We start from the raw sequence: 14491 nt of genomic DNA on the forward strand, positions 1-14491 counted from the left end.
CGTCGTGCGCATCGATCTGCACACCCACTCCACGGCGTCCGACGGCACGGACACCCCGGCCGAGCTGGTGCGGAACGCTGCCGCCGCGGGGCTGGACGTCGTCGCGCTCACCGACCACGACACCACCCGCGGCTACGCCGAGGCGATCGCCGCACTGCCCGAGGGGCTCACCCTCGTCACCGGCGCCGAGCTCTCCTGCCGCATCGACGGCATCGGCATGCACATGCTGGCCTACCTGTTCGACCCCGAGGAGCCCGCGCTGCTCGCCGAGCGCGAGCTGGTGCGGGACGACCGCGTGCCGCGCGCCCAGGGCATGATCGCCAAGCTCCAGGAGCTCGGCGTGCCGATCACCTGGGAGCAGGTGGCGCGCATCGCGGGCGACGGCTCCGTGGGGCGGCCGCACGTCGCTTCCGCGCTGGTCGAGCTGGGTGTCGTGGACAGCGTCTCCGACGCCTTCACCGAGGAGTGGCTGGCCGACGGCGGCCGCGCCTACGTCCCCAAGCACGAGACCGACCCGTTCGAGGCGATCCGGCTGATCAAGGGCGCGGGCGGCGTCGCCGTCTTCGCGCACCCGGCCGCCGCCAAGCGGGGCCGGACCGTGCCGGAGTCCGTCATGGCGGAACTCACTACCGCGGGGCTCGACGGCATCGAGGTCGACCACATGGACCACGAGCCGGAGACCCGGGCGCGGTTGCGCGGGCTCGCGGCCGAGCTGGGACTGCTCACCACGGGGTCGTCCGACTACCACGGCAGCCGGAAGACGTGCGTGCTCGGGGAGTTCACGACCGATCCCGAGGTGTACGGGGAGATCACTCGACGGGCTACCGGCGCGTTTCCGGTGCCGGGCGCCGGTGGCAGCGCCCGCGTGTAGTTCCCCACTCCTGTCCAGGCACCCGGCGCTGCCGGCTGTGCCCATCTGTTCCGCCCCGCGGAACGACCGCCCACAGCGGTAGCGGCATCCACTGCCCTGCTGCCGTCCGCTTTCATCACCCCAGCAAGGCCACACCTGTGTTCGACGTCGCCGTCTTCGGCTCCCTCTTCCTGACCCTTTTTGTCATCATGGATCCCCCCGGGATCACCCCGATCTTTCTCGCGCTGACCGCCGGGCGCCCCGCCAAGGTGCAGAAGCGGATGGCCTTCCAGGCCGTCTGTGTGGCGGGTGGCGTGATCGCAGTGTTCGGGCTGCTCGGGCACCAGATCCTGGACTACCTGCACGTCTCCGTGCCCGCCCTGATGATCGCGGGCGGGCTGCTGCTCCTGCTGATCGCCCTCGACCTGCTGACCGGCAAGACGGACGAGCCCCAGCAGACCAAGGATGTGAACGTCGCCCTCGTGCCCCTGGGTATGCCGCTGCTCGCCGGCCCGGGCGCGATCGTCTCCGTGATCCTTGCGGTGCAGAAGGCCGACACTGTCGCCACGCAGGTGTCGGTGTGGACCGCGATCCTCGCCATCCATGTGATGTTGTGGCTGGTCATGCGCTACTCGCTGCTGATCATCCGTGTCATCAAGGACGGCGGCGTCGTGCTGGTGACCCGGCTCGCGGGCATGATGCTCTCCGCGATCGCGGTGCAGCAGATCATCAACGGCGTCATGCAGGTGATCCGGACCGCGTGAGCCGAATGGCCCAGGCACACGCAGAGCCCCGCACGGCAACCGTTGCCGTGCGGGGCTCCGAAGTCTGAAAGACGCGTCAGTCCGAAAAATGCGTCCGCGCTGTTACGAGGCGGACGAGTCGGCCGGGCGGATCCACAGTCGCTGCCCGATGGCGGCGGCTTGCTGAACGATCCGGTTGACGGAGGCGGCGTCTACAACGGTGCTGTCCACGGGCGTGCCGTCGACATCGTCGAGTCGCATGATTTCGAAGCGCATGGGCTTCTCCCTTCGTCTGGTCATCCTCCTGCGGAGAACTACTCGTGGTGGCGCGCAGGGCATCGGTGCCCCCGCTTCCGTACGTATTCAACGGGGTGCGTGTTACAAACATTCCCTACGCTAAGGAAATTTTTCGAGAACCTAATTACCGACTGGTAAGCGGTGTGGCGGAGACTGAACGGGGCCAGTTGTGTTCGCAGCGTGACCGCCGGGACAATGGAGGCGATGAACGACGACCTCGCGGCGCTCGGCGCCCGCATCGACCGCACGAACGAGCTGCTGCACCGCATGCTCGCCGAGGTGGCGAAGACGCCCTCGACCCACGCGATCTTCGTCGACGCCGGATATCTGTACGCGGCCGCGGGGCGGCTCGTCGCCGGGACGGAGGACCGCCGTTCCTTCGACCTGGACACCGAAGGCCTCATCGAGGCGCTCATCGACCGGGCCCGCACGATCTTCGCGGACAGCAGGCTGTTGCGCGTCTACTGGTACGACGGCGCCCGCCGCCGCATCCACACCTCGGAACAGCAGACGATCGCCGAACTCCCGGACGTGAAGGTGCGGTTGGGTAACCTCAACGCCAACAACCAACAAAAGGGCGTCGATTCACTCATCAGGTCCGACCTGGAGTCCCTCGCCCGGCACCGCGCCATCAGCGACGCCGCGCTGCTCGGCGGAGACGAGGACCTGGTCTCGGCGGTCGAGGCGGCGCAGGGGTACGGGGCCCGGGTCCACCTGTGGGGGATCGAGGCACCCGAGGGCCGCAACCAGGCCGAGCCACTGCTCTGGGAGGTCGACAGCCAGCGGACCTTCGACCTCGACTTCTTCAAGCCGTATGTGTCACGGCGGACCGCCCTCTCGTACGACGCGGCGGCGGCGAGCCGTCCCACGCGCGACGACGTGCGCTTCGTGGGCGCGCAGGTCGCCGCGAAGTGGCTGGCCGCGCGGGGGCGGGAGTCACTGGCTGAACTCCTGCCCGGGCACCCCTATCTCCCCGGCTCGGTCGACCAGGATCTGCTGGTCGAGGCCGAGGGGCTCCTCCAGTACTCCCTGCGCGGACAGGCGGACCTGCGTCGGGCGCTCCGGGACGGCTTCTGGGAGCACTTGCAGGCGCAGTACTAGTGTCCTGCGCCAGGAATTCGATGTAGATGTGTAGCCTTGGGCTGTGGCGCGTATGGGACGGCCGATGGCCGAGCTGACATTGACGGATGAGGAACGCGAGACGCTGGTCCGCTGGTCACGGCGGGCCAAATCCTCGCAGGCGCTGGCGCAACGCTGCCGGATCGTCCTCGGCTGCGCGGACGGGAAGTCGAACCAGGAGGTCGCTGCCGAGATCGGGGTGTGGCCCCAGACCGTGGGCAAGTGGCGGCGGCGGTTCCTCGCCGGCCGGCTGGAGGGCCTGGCCGACGAGCAACGCCCCGGCGCCCCGCGGAAGGTCAGTGACGAGCAGATCGAGGACCTGGTCGTCGCCACCTTGGAACGGACCCCCAAGGACGCCACCCACTGGTCGCGGGCGTCCATGGCCGCCGAGAGCGGGCTGTCGAAGTCCACGGTCGGCCGGGTCTGGAAGGCGTTCGGTCTTAAACCGCACCTGGTGGACACCTTCAAGCTCAGCAAGGACCCGCAGTTCATCGAGAAGGTCCGCGACGTGGTCGGGCTCTACCTGGACCCGCCGGAGCGGGCCCTGGTGCTCTGCGTGGACGAGAAGAGCCAGATCCAGGCGCTGGACCGGTCCGCGCCGGTGCTCCCGATGATGCCGGGCATGCCCGAGCGTCGCACGCACGACTACCTCCGCAACGGCGTGACCACGCTGTTCGCGGCACTGGACGTGGCGACCGGTGAAGTCATCGGCTCGCTGCACCGCCGGCACCGGGCCGCGGAGTTCAAGAAGTTCCTCGCCAAACTCGACAAGGAAGTACCCGTAGACCTCGACGTACATCTCATCTGTGACAACTACGCCACCCACAAGACCCCAGCGATCCAGAAGTGGCTTGCCGCACACCCCCGGTTCCACCTGCACTTCACTCCCACCAGCTCGTCCTGGCTCAACCAAGTGGAGCGGTGGTTCGGCCTGCTGACGGACAAGCAGCTCCGACGCGGAGTCCACAAATCCGTCCGCGCGCTGGAGAAGGACATCCGGGACTGGATCAAGACCTGGAACGAGAACCCCCGCCCCTTCACCTGGACGAGGACCGCGGACGAGATCCTGGAACGACTTGCCTCATATCTTGAACGAATTCCTGGCGCAGGACACTAGTGCGCTGCGCCAGAAGTTCGTCGGTGGATTCGCGCCTTGCCCGGCCGGGTTGGTTGTCCGCCCATCCAGCCCCGGCCTGCGAGTATTCGGCCAAGTCGGCGGCAGTGGGGCACCAAGAACTAACGACGAATTGATGGCGCAGGACACTAGTGCCCCGGCAGGCAACGTTCGCCCGTCAAGGAGCGGCGTCCGGTGCGTGCTCTGGGGGTCCCCCCCCGGCCGAAGGCTGGGGGAGTGCCGGCCGGAAGTCCTCGTACTGGATGTACTTGGGCTTTCGGCCGGTGCGGCGAGTGGGGGCACCTCCCACGCCCTTGAGGCAGTGGGGGAGCGTGCCGGGCGTCGCGACGGGGCGAACGTCGCCTGCTGGGGCACTAGTAACCGGTGGCCACCGGGGTGCTCGTCACCGCCGCTCGCTACTGGTTCGCGTTCCAGAACTCGATCAGGGCGCGCGCCGTCTCCGGCGGGTTGTCCGTGTTGGGGGAGTGCTCCGCTCCCGGTACGACCGTGCGCTTGGCCTGGAGTCGTACGGCCATCTCGTCCAGCAGGGTGATCGGCCAGGTGTCGTCGAGCGCGCCGGAGAGCACGTGCTTCGGCAGGGGGACGGCGGCCAGTTCGGCGACGCGATCGGGTTCGGTGCACAGTTGGCGGCCCGTGGCGATGAGCTGGGCCGGGCTGTTGGCCAGCCAGCGGCGCCGCAGGTCGTCGAGGTCGTCGAGGCCCGGGTCGAGCCCGCCGGCGTCGGTCTCCTCGGGCGGCTCCATCGACCGCATCGCCTCCCACACCTCGGCCATGCTCATCACGGCGAGCGCGTCGCGCAGCAGCTTGACGCGCTGCTGCTGGGAGATGGAGATCTGGGCGGGGCCCGAGGACATGAGCGTCAGCGAGAGGAAGGGGGAGGAGTCCAGGAGCACGGCGGCGCGGGAGATCTGGCCGCCGAGGGAGTGCCCCACGAGGTGCACGGGAGTGCCGAGGGCGGCGGTCTGCGCGAGCACGTCCTGCGCCAACTCGCCCTGCACGTACGCCGATTCGTCGTCCTTGGGCCCCTCGGTCTCGAACTGCCCGCGCCCGTCCACGGCGACCGTCCGATACCCCCCACGCGCCAACGGCTCATGCAGCGCGATGAAGTCCTCCTTGCTCCCGGTGAACCCCGGCAGCAGGAGGACGGTTCCCTTTGGGTGCCCCTGAGGGGCGGCGTCGAGCACGGCGAACTCACCGCGGGCGGTGCGGAGCCGGTAGGCACGGACTCCGGTGGGCGGGATGAAGCTGGGCGGCCTGCTCATGCCCCCGAGGCTATCGGGCGGAGTTGGCGAGCGCTCTGTGGGTGGGCGTGGGGGGTGGTTTTCCGCCCCCGCTGAAAGGGGCGCGGGGAACTGCGCGACAAGCCCCCACAGGCCCGCACCAAAAGAACGACCGAGGGGGGCTGGGGGGGCGAAGCCCCCCCAGATACGGGACGGGTAGGGGCGGCGGGGGCGGAAGACCAATGGCCCGGCCCCACCAAAAGGCGGGACCGGGCCAATCGGACAGAGGATCAGCTCTCCGCGGACTCCACGGCAACCGCGGCCTTGCGGGTGCGGCGACGCACCGGCTTGGCCTCGGTGTCGTCGGCAGCCGGCTGAGCAGGGATCTCGGCGTCGACGGCCTTGCGGGTGCGGCGACGCACGGGCTTGGCCTCGGCGGCTTCGGCGGTGTCCACGGCAGCGGCGGCCTTGGCCCGCGTCCGGCGCGGCTTGGCCTCCGCCTCCGTCGCGACCTCGGCCCCGTCCACGACGGCGACCGCGGCCTTGCGCGTACGACGGGCCTTGGCCGGAGCCTCGGCAACGCCCTCCGCGGTCTCCACGGCAGCCTCCGCGGCCTTGCGGGTGCGGCGACGCACCGGCTTGGCCTCGGTGTCGTCGGCAGTCGGCTGAGCGGGGATCTCGGCGTCGACGGCCTTGCGGGTGCGGCGACGCACGGGCTTGGCCTCGGCGGCTTCGGCGGTGTCCACGGCAGCGGCGGCCTTGGCCCGCGTCCGGCGCGGCTTGGCCTCCGCCTCGGTCACGGCCTCCGACACGGCCTCGACCGTGTCGACAACGGCCTCCGCGGCCTTGCGGGTCCGGCGACGCACCGGCTTGGCCACGGTCTCCGCGGCCTCCGACACGGCCTCGACCGTGTCGACAACGGCCTCCGCGGCCTTGCGGGTCCGGCGACGCACCGGCTTGGCCGGAGCCTCGGCGACATCCGCGGCGACGGTCTCGACCGCGACGGGCGCGGCGGTCTCCACGGTCTCCGTGGCGTCCACGGACTGCACCGTCTCGACCGGCTCCGCCGTCTTGCGGGTCCGACGACGGCGCGGCTTGGCCGGCTCGTCGACGACACCCTCGGCCGTCGCCACGGCGGCGTCCGCGGCCTCGTTCACCGAGGGCACCGACGCGACCGCCTCCGAAGCCGCCCCGGCGCGCGTACGGCGACGACGCCGCGGCGCACGGGACTCGACGGCCTCGTTGGCCTCGGCGGAGGCGGACTCCGTCGTTGCCTCGGGAGCCGGAGACACGGACGTCTCCTCCAGCGGCGCACCGTTGCGCGTACGACGGCGACGACGCGGCGCGCGCTCGCGCTCGGCGGACGGCGCCGAGGAGCGGTCACCACGATCACTGCGATCACCGCGGCCACCGCGACCGCGCGGGCCGCGCCCACCGGTCTCGCCGAGGTCCTCGACCTCCTCGGCCGCGAGCCCGGCGCGGGTGCGCTCGGAACGCGGCAGGACACCCTTGGTGCCGGCCGGGATGCCCAGCTCCTCGAAGAGGTGCGGGGACGTGGAGTACGTCTCCGGCGGGTCGTTGAAGCCGAGGTCCAGCGCCTTGTTGATCAGCTGCCAGCGAGGGATGTCGTCCCAGTCGACGAGGGTGATCGCGATGCCCTTGGCGCCCGCGCGGCCCGTACGGCCGATGCGGTGCAGGTACGTCTTCTCGTCCTCGGGGGACTGGTAGTTGATGACATGGGTGACGCCCTCGACGTCGATGCCGCGCGCGGCGACGTCGGTGCAGACGAGGACGTCGACCTTGCCGTTGCGGAAGGCGCGCAGCGCCTGCTCGCGGGCGCCCTGGCCGAGGTCGCCGTGGACCGCGCCGGAGGCGAAGCCGCGCTGCTGCAGCTGGTCGGCGAGGTCCGCCGCCGTCCGCTTGGTGCGGCAGAACACCATGGCGAGTCCGCGACCGTCGGCCTGCAGTATGCGGGCGACCAGCTCCGGCTTGTCCATGTTGTGCGCGCGGTAGACGAACTGCGCGGTGTTGGCGACGGTCGCACCCTCGTCGTCCGGCGCCGTTGCGCGGATGTGTGTGGGCTGCGACATGTAGCGGCGCGCGAGACCGATGACCGCACCCGGCATGGTCGCCGAGAAGAGCATCGTCTGACGGCGGGCCGGCAGCATGTTCATGATCTTCTCGACGTCGGGCAGGAAGCCCAGGTCGAGCATCTCGTCGGCCTCGTCGAGGACGAGCGCCTTGATGTGCTTGAGGTTGAGCTTCTTCTGGCCCGCGAGATCCAGCAGCCGCCCGGGGGTGCCGACGATGACGTCGACGCCCTTCTTGAGGGCCTCGACCTGCGGCTCGTACGCCCGGCCGCCGTAAATGGCGAGAACGCGTACGTTGCGGACCTTGCCCGCGGTCAGCAGGTCGTTGGTGACCTGGGTGCACAGCTCGCGCGTCGGGACGACGACGAGGGCCTGCGGGGCGTCGGTGAGCTGCTCGGGCTTGGCCCGGCCCGCCTCGACGTCCGCGGGGACGGTGACGCGCTCCAGAAGCGGAAGGCCGAAGCCCAGCGTCTTGCCGGTGCCGGTCTTGGCCTGGCCGATGACGTCGGTGCCGGACAGGGCAACGGGAAGCGTCATCTCTTGAATGGGGAAGGGGTTGATGATGCCGACGGCCTCAAGGGCCTCGGCCGTCTCGGAAAGGATCCCGAGCTCTCGGAAAGTCGTAGTCAGGGTGCTGCCTCTTCTGTGTACGCGGTGCGAGGCGAGCGCGGGGGGTCGTGTCGGGACCGTGCCGGGGGGACGTCGGCCGCTCTTGACCAGCGGGCCGGGGTGGCATGGGACCACTGCCGACGCTCGAGCGCTCGTACCGCTGAGGGTCCCTCCGTATCGTCAGTACGCAATGTGCCGTACGGACGAGGAGGGCTGTCGGGTCGGAGCCGATCGGGCCACCGACCGGGCATCCTCATTCGTGCGGCCCGTCGAATACTCGCCGGGCGCATTACCACCATACCCTGGAATCGCGCACATGCGATGGCCGATTTGGTCACGTACTCGTCGTCACACTGATTGACCAGGGACTTCCCCGCCGCGGTGAGCGGGCTATTGTGCGCTTCATGACGACGCCTGACAACGCCGCTGACACACCCGCCGAGGCCGCCGACGACACCGCTCCCGCGGCCACCGGAGTCGCCGCCCAGGACTGGGACACGGCCTCCGCCGACCCTCAGTACCGCGCCGCGGTCGTGGACCTGCTCGGAGCGCTCGCGTACGGCGAGCTCGCGGCGTTCGAGCGGCTCGCCGAGGACGCCAAGCTGGCGCCGACGCTGAGCGACAAGGCGGAGCTGGCGAAGATGGCGTCGGCCGAGTTCCACCACTTCGAGCAGCTCAGGGACCGCCTCGCGGCGATCGGCGCGGAGCCGACGCAGGCGATGGAGCCGTTCGTCGCCGCGCTGGACGGCTTCCACAAGCAGACGGCGCCCTCGGACTGGCTGGAGGGCCTCGTCAAGGCCTACGTCGGCGACTCGATCGCCAGTGACTTCTACCGGGAGGTCGCGGCGCGGCTCGACTCCGACACGCGGCGGCTCGTCCTCGCCGTCCTCGACGACACCGGGCACGCCAGCTTTGCCATCGAGAAGGTGCGGGCCGCGATCGACGCGGACCCGCGTGTGGGTGGCCGGCTGGCGCTGTGGGCGCGCCGTCTGATGGGTGAGGCCCTGTCCCAGTCGCAGCGCGTGGTCGCCGACCGTGACGCCCTGTCGACCATGCTCGTGGGCGGTGTCGCGGACGGCTTCGACCTCGCGGAGGTCGGCCGGATGTTCTCGCGGATCACCGAGGCGCACACGAAGCGGATGGCCGCACTGGGGCTGGCGGCCTAAGCGCGCGGCTGGCGGCCTAAGCGCTCGGCTTGGGGCCGTTGGGGCCGTTGTGGCCTTTGGGGGTCTCGGGGGTCTTGGGGGTCTTAGGGAACGGGTTACGCGGTCGCCGAGCGGCGGCGAAAGCGTTCCTCCGGACGGAGCAGCAGGGAGAGCAGGGCCGCGGAGACCGCCGCGGCGCCGAGCAGGATCACCAGGAAGTGGCCGGTGCCCAGTGCGGTGTGCGTCAGGAAGGCACCGAACAGGGCTCCGGCCACTCCGGTCGACAGGACCAGGCTGCGGGCCGGCAGCCGATGCGGCAGCCGGAACGCAGCGGCCCACGCCAGCGCGAGACCGAGCAACGCGGAGCCGAGCGCTTCCAAGAACATGGTGGGGGTCCCTCCCGCACGGCCGGTGCAAATCGGTCGTAGCCGGTCTTACCCGTGACGTGCGGAATGCAATCCTCCCCTGTGGCCGATCTGTACTCCGTCTGTGTGCGCCAAGGGGCTCGCTGCGGACGAAGGGCCGCCCCGACCTGCGGGCGAGGGCCGCTCCGCTGTGCGGGCGAGGGGCCGCTCCGCTGTGCGGGCGAGGGGCAGGCCCACTGCGAGCGAGGGGCCGCTCCGCTGTGCGGGCGAGGGGCAGGCCCACTGCGAGCGAGGCGTCGCCCCGCCGTGTGAGCGAAGGGGAGGCCGCGCGCCGTGCATGCGAGAGACCGACCGCGCCGTGCATGCGAAGTATCGACCGCGCCGTGCATGCGAAGGGCCCGGTGGCTGTGCCACCGGGCCCTCACGCTTCTGCTGTCGCTCGCTCCACCTACAGCGCGCTGAATCCCACCTTGCGCTGCGTGGGCTCACCGAGCTCCACATACGCCAGGCGGTCGGCCGGAACCAGGACCTTGCGGCCGTGGTCGTCCACGAGGCTCAGCAGCTGCGACTTGCCGGCCAGCGCTTCGGACACCGCGCGCTCGACCTCTTCCGGGGTCTGACCGCTCTCCAGAACGATCTCGCGGGGCGCGTGCTGCACGCCGATCTTGACCTCCACGGCTTTGTCCCTCCGACGGTCAGTGATGTGCGCGTGTGTCCGCGCCGTACGCAGCACACATTAGCCCGGTGAGGGGACGTACACGCTCCGCCCAAGAACGCCAGGAGCGAACAGCGGACGGGAACAAAGTGGCGGTCAGTGATGATCCGTGCCGTGCAGCGGGAAACCGGCGATGCCCCGCCAGGCCAGCGAGGTCAGCAGCTGGACCGCCTGGTCGCGCGGGACGCTGCGGTCACTGTGCAGCCAGGAGCGGGCCACCACCTGGGCGAGACCGCCGAGGCCGGAGGCGAGCAGCATCGACTCGGCGCGCGACAGACCCGTGTCCTCCGCGATGACCTCGCAGATCGCCTCCGCGCACTCGTGCGTCACCTTGTCGACGCGCTCGCGGACCGCGGGCTCGTTGGTCAGGTCCGACTCGAAGACCAGACGGAAGGCGCCGCCGTCGTCCTCGACGTACGCGAAGTAGGCGTCCATCGTCGCTCGGACACGCAGCTTGTTGTCCGTGGTGGACGCGAGCGCGGTTCGCACCGCGTGGAGCAGCGACTCGCAGTGCTGGTCCAGCAGGGCGAGGTACAGATCGAGCTTGCCCGGGAAGTGCTGGTAGAGGACCGGCTTGCTGACGCCCGCGCGCTCGGCGATATCGTCCATGGCGGCCGAGTGGTACCCCTGCGCAACGAAAACTTCCTGGGCGGCGCCGAGGAGCTGGTTGCGTCGGGCACGGCGCGGCAGGCGAGTGCCCCGCGGGCGTGCCGCCTCTGTCTGCTCGATGGCTGTCACGCCGCCTCCCAAAATTGTCCACATGCGGTGTGCGCCGCGCGGCCATCGTACTTTTCGGTAACCCCGGTGTGCGCGGTGCGAGCGCAGAATTTCACGGACCGGACGCGGGCGATAGTGGCGCAATGCCTGCAGAACGGGGTGAGAGGGGCGCTACGCCGCCCCCACTGGCCTGATCAGCGGCGTCCCGTCGCGGGCGGTCGCCCTTGTTGATCAACGATACGGATCAACGGTATGCGGTCCCGTTGATCACCGGTAGTCGTCCTCGTTGAGTCGTACGACCCTTGCCTGCTCGGCGAGATCCGCCTCGTTGGCGTTCAGGGGGTCGCCGGCGGGCTGGGGGTCGACGTCCTCGACGGGGTCCAGTTCGGTGACCTGCTCGGCGGCGGCGGCTTCCGGAGCCTCCGCGTCGAGAATTTGCCGAAACTGGTCGTTGAAGGTCTCGGGGTCTGTCGGGTCGACTGTCATGGTTCCTCTTCCCGAGCGGGGCGAGTGCGCTCCTGTATGCGTACGAGTGCCCTCGTCTGAAGCCTAGGAGACACCCGATCGGGGCGCTATGCCATCCGCTCGCGATCTGTGACGGCGAACACATGAGCCACCGCGTGATCGTCTCGTAACATTGCCGCATGTCTTCGACCGAGCTGCCGCCCGTGCTGGCCACCGCTGTCACACCGAGGGTCGGTGCCGTCAGGGTCGCGGCGGGGGAGCGGCTGCGATCGGTGGGGCTGCCGGGGATCACGCTGACGATCCGGTCCAGACCGCCGGAGCGGGAGGGACTGCCGCCCGCGTTGTACGTGCACGGCCTGGGCGGTTCCTCGCAGAACTGGTCGGGGCTGATGCCGCTGCTCGACGGGATCCTGGACAGTGAGGCCGTGGACCTGCCCGGCTTCGGGGACTCGCCGCCGCCGGACGACGGGAACTACTCGGTCACGGGCCACGCGCGCGCGGTCATCCGCTATCTCGACGCGGCCGGGCGCGGTCCCGTGCACCTCTTCGGGAACTCGCTCGGCGGGGCCGTCGCGACGCGCGTCGCGGCCGTACGCCCCGATCTCGTCCGTACGCTCACGCTGATCTCGCCCGCGCTCCCGGAGATCCGGGCACAGCGGACCGCCTGGCCGACCGCGCTGCTCGCGGTGCCCGGTGTGGCGCGGCTGTTCACCAGGCTCACCAAGGAGTGGAGCGCCGAGCAGCGCGTACGCGGGGTCATGGCGCTCTGTTACGGGGATCCCAGCATTGTGACGCCCGAGGCGTTCCGCGAGGCGGTCGAGGAGTTGGAGCGGCGGCTCGCCCTCCCGTACTTCTGGGACGCCATGACGCGCTCGTCGCGCGGGCTGGTGAACGCGTACACGCTGGGCGGCCAGCACGGGCTGTGGCGTCAGGCCGAGCGCGTGCTCGCGCCGACCCTGCTCATCTACGGCGGCCGCGACCAACTCGTCGGCTACCGCATGGCCCAGCGCGCGGCCCGCGCCTTCCGTGACGCCCGACTGCTGTCCCTGCCGGAGGCGGGGCATGTCGCGATGATGGAGTATCCGGAGACCGTGGCCACGGCCTTCCGTGAACTCCTCGCGGACACGGGCGAGTCGGCCTCTTCGTCCGCTGCCGGCGCGGGGAGCTGAGGCGGGGCGTGGGACGTCACAGCCGTCGGGGGCGGGCAGGCAAGACCGATACCTCCGAGATACCCGCGGTTCCGGCGCAGGACGCGGCAAGGGCCCCGGCGCCGGGACCCGCCCCCTCTCGTCGTACGGCGACTCCGCCTCCGGGCGCGCCGGATCCGCGGCCTCCGCTGGGCGGGACGCCGGCGCGCGGGGTGCCGCGTCTCCCGGACGGAACACCGGCACAGGGTGTGCCCCGCTTCCCGGACGGGACGCCCGCGCACGGCGTGCCTCGCTTCCAGGACGGCACTCCGGCGCGGGCGCCGGGACCCGCCCCCTCTCGTCGTACGGCGACTCCGCCTCCGGGCGCGCCGGATCCGCGGCCTCCGCTGGGCGGGACGCCGGCGCGCAGGGTGCCGCGTTTCCCGGACGGAACACCGGCACAGGGTGTGCCCCGCTTCCCGGACGGGACGCCCGCGCACGGCGTGCCTCGCTTCCAGGACGGCACTCCGGCGCATGGTGTGCCTCGTCTTCCCGATGGGACGCCCGCACACGGCATCCCGCGCATGGCCGACGGGACCCCCGCACGCGGGGTGCCGCGTCTCCCGGACGGAACACCGGCGCACGGTGTGCCCCGCTTCCCGGACGGGACGCCCGCGCACGGCGTCCCCCGTTTCCCTGACGGAACCCCCGCCCACGGCGTCCCCCGAGTGCGCGGCGGTCACCCCGAGCAGCGTGAACCGGGCGGCGGCTGGGGCGAGTTCAGCGGCGGTGGGCCGCAGACCGCGCCGCCGGGGGCGCCGCAAGGCGCTCCGTACGGCGTGCCGCCCGGCCGTCCCGGGCCCCGGATCCCCCGTCAGCGTCAGGAGCCCGGGCAGGGCCCCCGGCAGTCCTACGTCGACGCCTTCGACCGCGACGCGGACGAGGACGTCGACGTCTTCGCGCCCCGCGACGCGGCGGGTCACCGCACCGACCCGTACAGCTCCGTCACGGACTGGGGCACCGAGGCCGACGAGAAGCCGCTGCCCGAGGTCGAGGAGCCGCCGAAGGGCAAGGCGGTCAAGGGGCGGGCGTTCACCGGGATCGCGGCGGCCGCCGTCACCACGGTGCTGGCCGTCGTCGTCGCCGGGCAGGTCGCCACCGGGCGGCAGGACGCCGATGCGAGCGCGCGGTCCGCCGGCGGCAACGGCCGGGAGACCCACGACTCCGCCTCGCGCGGGGACGACCGGCCGACCCAGTCGGGGACACCGGGCGCGACGACACTGACGTACGACCAGAAGATGGCCAAGAAGTACGCGCTCGGCGCGACGCTCATGGGGTCGGGGAAGTTCGACGCGGTCCTCGGCTTCGACAAGGCGCCGGGCAAGGGCCGCAAGTACACCTATCGCGTCGACGTGGAGCAGGGGCTCGGCCTGGACGGGGCCCTCTTCGCGCAGGCCGTGCAGAAGACCCTGAACGACGACCGGAGTTGGGCCCACAACGGCGGCCGCACCTTCGAGCGGATCTCTTCCGGCAAGCCCGACTTCGTGATCACGCTGGCGAGCCCGGGCACGACCGCCAAGTGGTGCGCCAAGTCGGGGCTCGACACGACGGAGGACAACGTGTCGTGCGACTCTGCGTCGACCGACCGCGTCATGATCAACGCGTACCGCTGGGCCCAGGGCTCCAAGACCTACGGTGACCGAATTCACGCGTACCGGCAGATGCTGATCAACCACGAGGTCGGGCACCGGCTCGGATACGGCCACGTCACCTGCGACAAGGACGGCGAACTCGCCCCCGTCATGCAGCAGCAGACCAAGTTCCTCGACCACGACGGGATCCACTGCAAGGCCAACCCCTGGCCGTATCCCGGGAGTTGACAGAGGCCCCACAG

Annotated in this window: 14 protein-coding genes; 7 read left to right on the plus strand and 7 right to left on the minus strand. The window is 70.9% G+C overall.

The annotated features are described in order from the left end of the window. The first annotated feature begins 4 nt into the window (after nucleotides 1-4). Together OG390_RS33925 and OG390_RS33930 are read left to right on the plus strand one after the other, a co-directional pair. On the plus strand, nucleotides 5-871 hold the full coding sequence (locus OG390_RS33925; RefSeq protein WP_406178008.1) for a PHP domain-containing protein: 867 nt from the start codon (nucleotides 5-7) through the stop codon (nucleotides 869-871). Between the two features lie 137 nt (nucleotides 872-1008). Further along, a complete protein-coding gene (locus tag OG390_RS33930) occupies nucleotides 1009-1614 on the plus strand; it encodes a MarC family protein (protein WP_406173164.1) in 606 nt (201 codons plus the stop codon). 102 nt (nucleotides 1615-1716) lie between these two features. Here OG390_RS33930 and OG390_RS33935 read toward each other — a convergent pair whose 3' ends face one another. Continuing rightward, nucleotides 1717-1869 carry a hypothetical protein gene (locus OG390_RS33935; protein ID WP_105968294.1) on the minus strand — a complete coding sequence of 51 codons (153 nt, stop codon included), beginning with the start codon at nucleotides 1867-1869 and terminating at the stop codon, nucleotides 1717-1719. Nucleotides 1870-2094: 225 nt separating this feature from the next. Here OG390_RS33935 and OG390_RS33940 point away from each other — a divergent pair, with 225 nt between their 5' ends. Beyond that, nucleotides 2095-2991, plus strand: a complete 897-nt coding sequence (locus OG390_RS33940; RefSeq protein ID WP_406173165.1) for an NYN domain-containing protein — start codon at nucleotides 2095-2097, stop codon at nucleotides 2989-2991. A 52-nt stretch (nucleotides 2992-3043) separates the two neighbouring features. Further along, nucleotides 3044-4126: an IS630 family transposase gene (locus tag OG390_RS33945; protein ID WP_406177445.1), complete on the plus strand. Its 1083-nt coding sequence runs from the start codon at nucleotides 3044-3046 to the stop codon at nucleotides 4124-4126. Between the two features lie 413 nt (nucleotides 4127-4539). Here OG390_RS33945 and OG390_RS33950 read toward each other — a convergent pair whose 3' ends face one another. Both OG390_RS33950 and OG390_RS33955 read right to left on the minus strand, forming a co-directional pair. Continuing rightward, on the minus strand, nucleotides 4540-5406 hold the full coding sequence (locus OG390_RS33950; RefSeq protein WP_406173166.1) for an alpha/beta fold hydrolase: 867 nt from the start codon (nucleotides 5404-5406) through the stop codon (nucleotides 4540-4542). A gap of 248 nt (nucleotides 5407-5654) precedes the next feature. After that, complete coding sequence (locus OG390_RS33955) at nucleotides 5655-7991, minus strand: DEAD/DEAH box helicase (RefSeq protein ID WP_406173167.1); 2337 nt, start codon at nucleotides 7989-7991, stop codon at nucleotides 5655-5657. 476 nt (nucleotides 7992-8467) lie between these two features. Between OG390_RS33955 and OG390_RS33960 the strand changes: the two genes are divergently transcribed. Further along, nucleotides 8468-9229 (plus strand): ferritin-like fold-containing protein, encoded by a 762-nt coding sequence (locus OG390_RS33960; RefSeq protein ID WP_406173168.1) that lies wholly within the window; start codon nucleotides 8468-8470, stop codon nucleotides 9227-9229. A gap of 95 nt (nucleotides 9230-9324) precedes the next feature. Here OG390_RS33960 and OG390_RS33965 read toward each other — a convergent pair whose 3' ends face one another. The 4 genes from OG390_RS33965 to OG390_RS33980 all read right to left on the minus strand — a co-directional run bounded on the left by OG390_RS33965 (nucleotide 9325) and on the right by OG390_RS33980 (nucleotide 11491). Continuing rightward, nucleotides 9325-9594 (minus strand): hypothetical protein, encoded by a 270-nt coding sequence (locus OG390_RS33965; RefSeq protein WP_406173169.1) that lies wholly within the window; start codon nucleotides 9592-9594, stop codon nucleotides 9325-9327. A 427-nt stretch (nucleotides 9595-10021) separates the two neighbouring features. Then, entirely contained in the window at nucleotides 10022-10249 is a 228-nt protein-coding gene (locus tag OG390_RS33970) for a DUF3107 domain-containing protein (protein WP_028801993.1), read from the minus strand. Nucleotides 10250-10384: 135 nt separating this feature from the next. Beyond that, complete coding sequence (locus OG390_RS33975) at nucleotides 10385-11026, minus strand: TetR/AcrR family transcriptional regulator (protein WP_399087397.1); 642 nt, start codon at nucleotides 11024-11026, stop codon at nucleotides 10385-10387. 246 nt (nucleotides 11027-11272) lie between these two features. Beyond that, nucleotides 11273-11491, minus strand: coding sequence for a hypothetical protein (locus tag OG390_RS33980; protein WP_406173170.1), 219 nt, complete (start codon nucleotides 11489-11491; stop codon nucleotides 11273-11275). 158 nt (nucleotides 11492-11649) lie between these two features. Here OG390_RS33980 and OG390_RS33985 point away from each other — a divergent pair, with 158 nt between their 5' ends. Together OG390_RS33985 and OG390_RS33990 are read left to right on the plus strand one after the other, a co-directional pair. After that, nucleotides 11650-12639: an alpha/beta fold hydrolase gene (locus tag OG390_RS33985; protein WP_406173171.1), complete on the plus strand. Its 990-nt coding sequence runs from the start codon at nucleotides 11650-11652 to the stop codon at nucleotides 12637-12639. 263 nt (nucleotides 12640-12902) lie between these two features. Continuing rightward, nucleotides 12903-14477: a DUF3152 domain-containing protein gene (locus tag OG390_RS33990; RefSeq protein ID WP_406178010.1), complete on the plus strand. Its 1575-nt coding sequence runs from the start codon at nucleotides 12903-12905 to the stop codon at nucleotides 14475-14477. The last annotated feature ends 14 nt before the right edge of the window (nucleotides 14478-14491 follow it).

Origin of the sequence: Streptomyces sp. NBC_00996, assembly GCF_045162675.1 — a bacterium.
Lineage (GTDB): Bacteria > Actinomycetota > Actinomycetes > Streptomycetales > Streptomycetaceae > Streptomyces.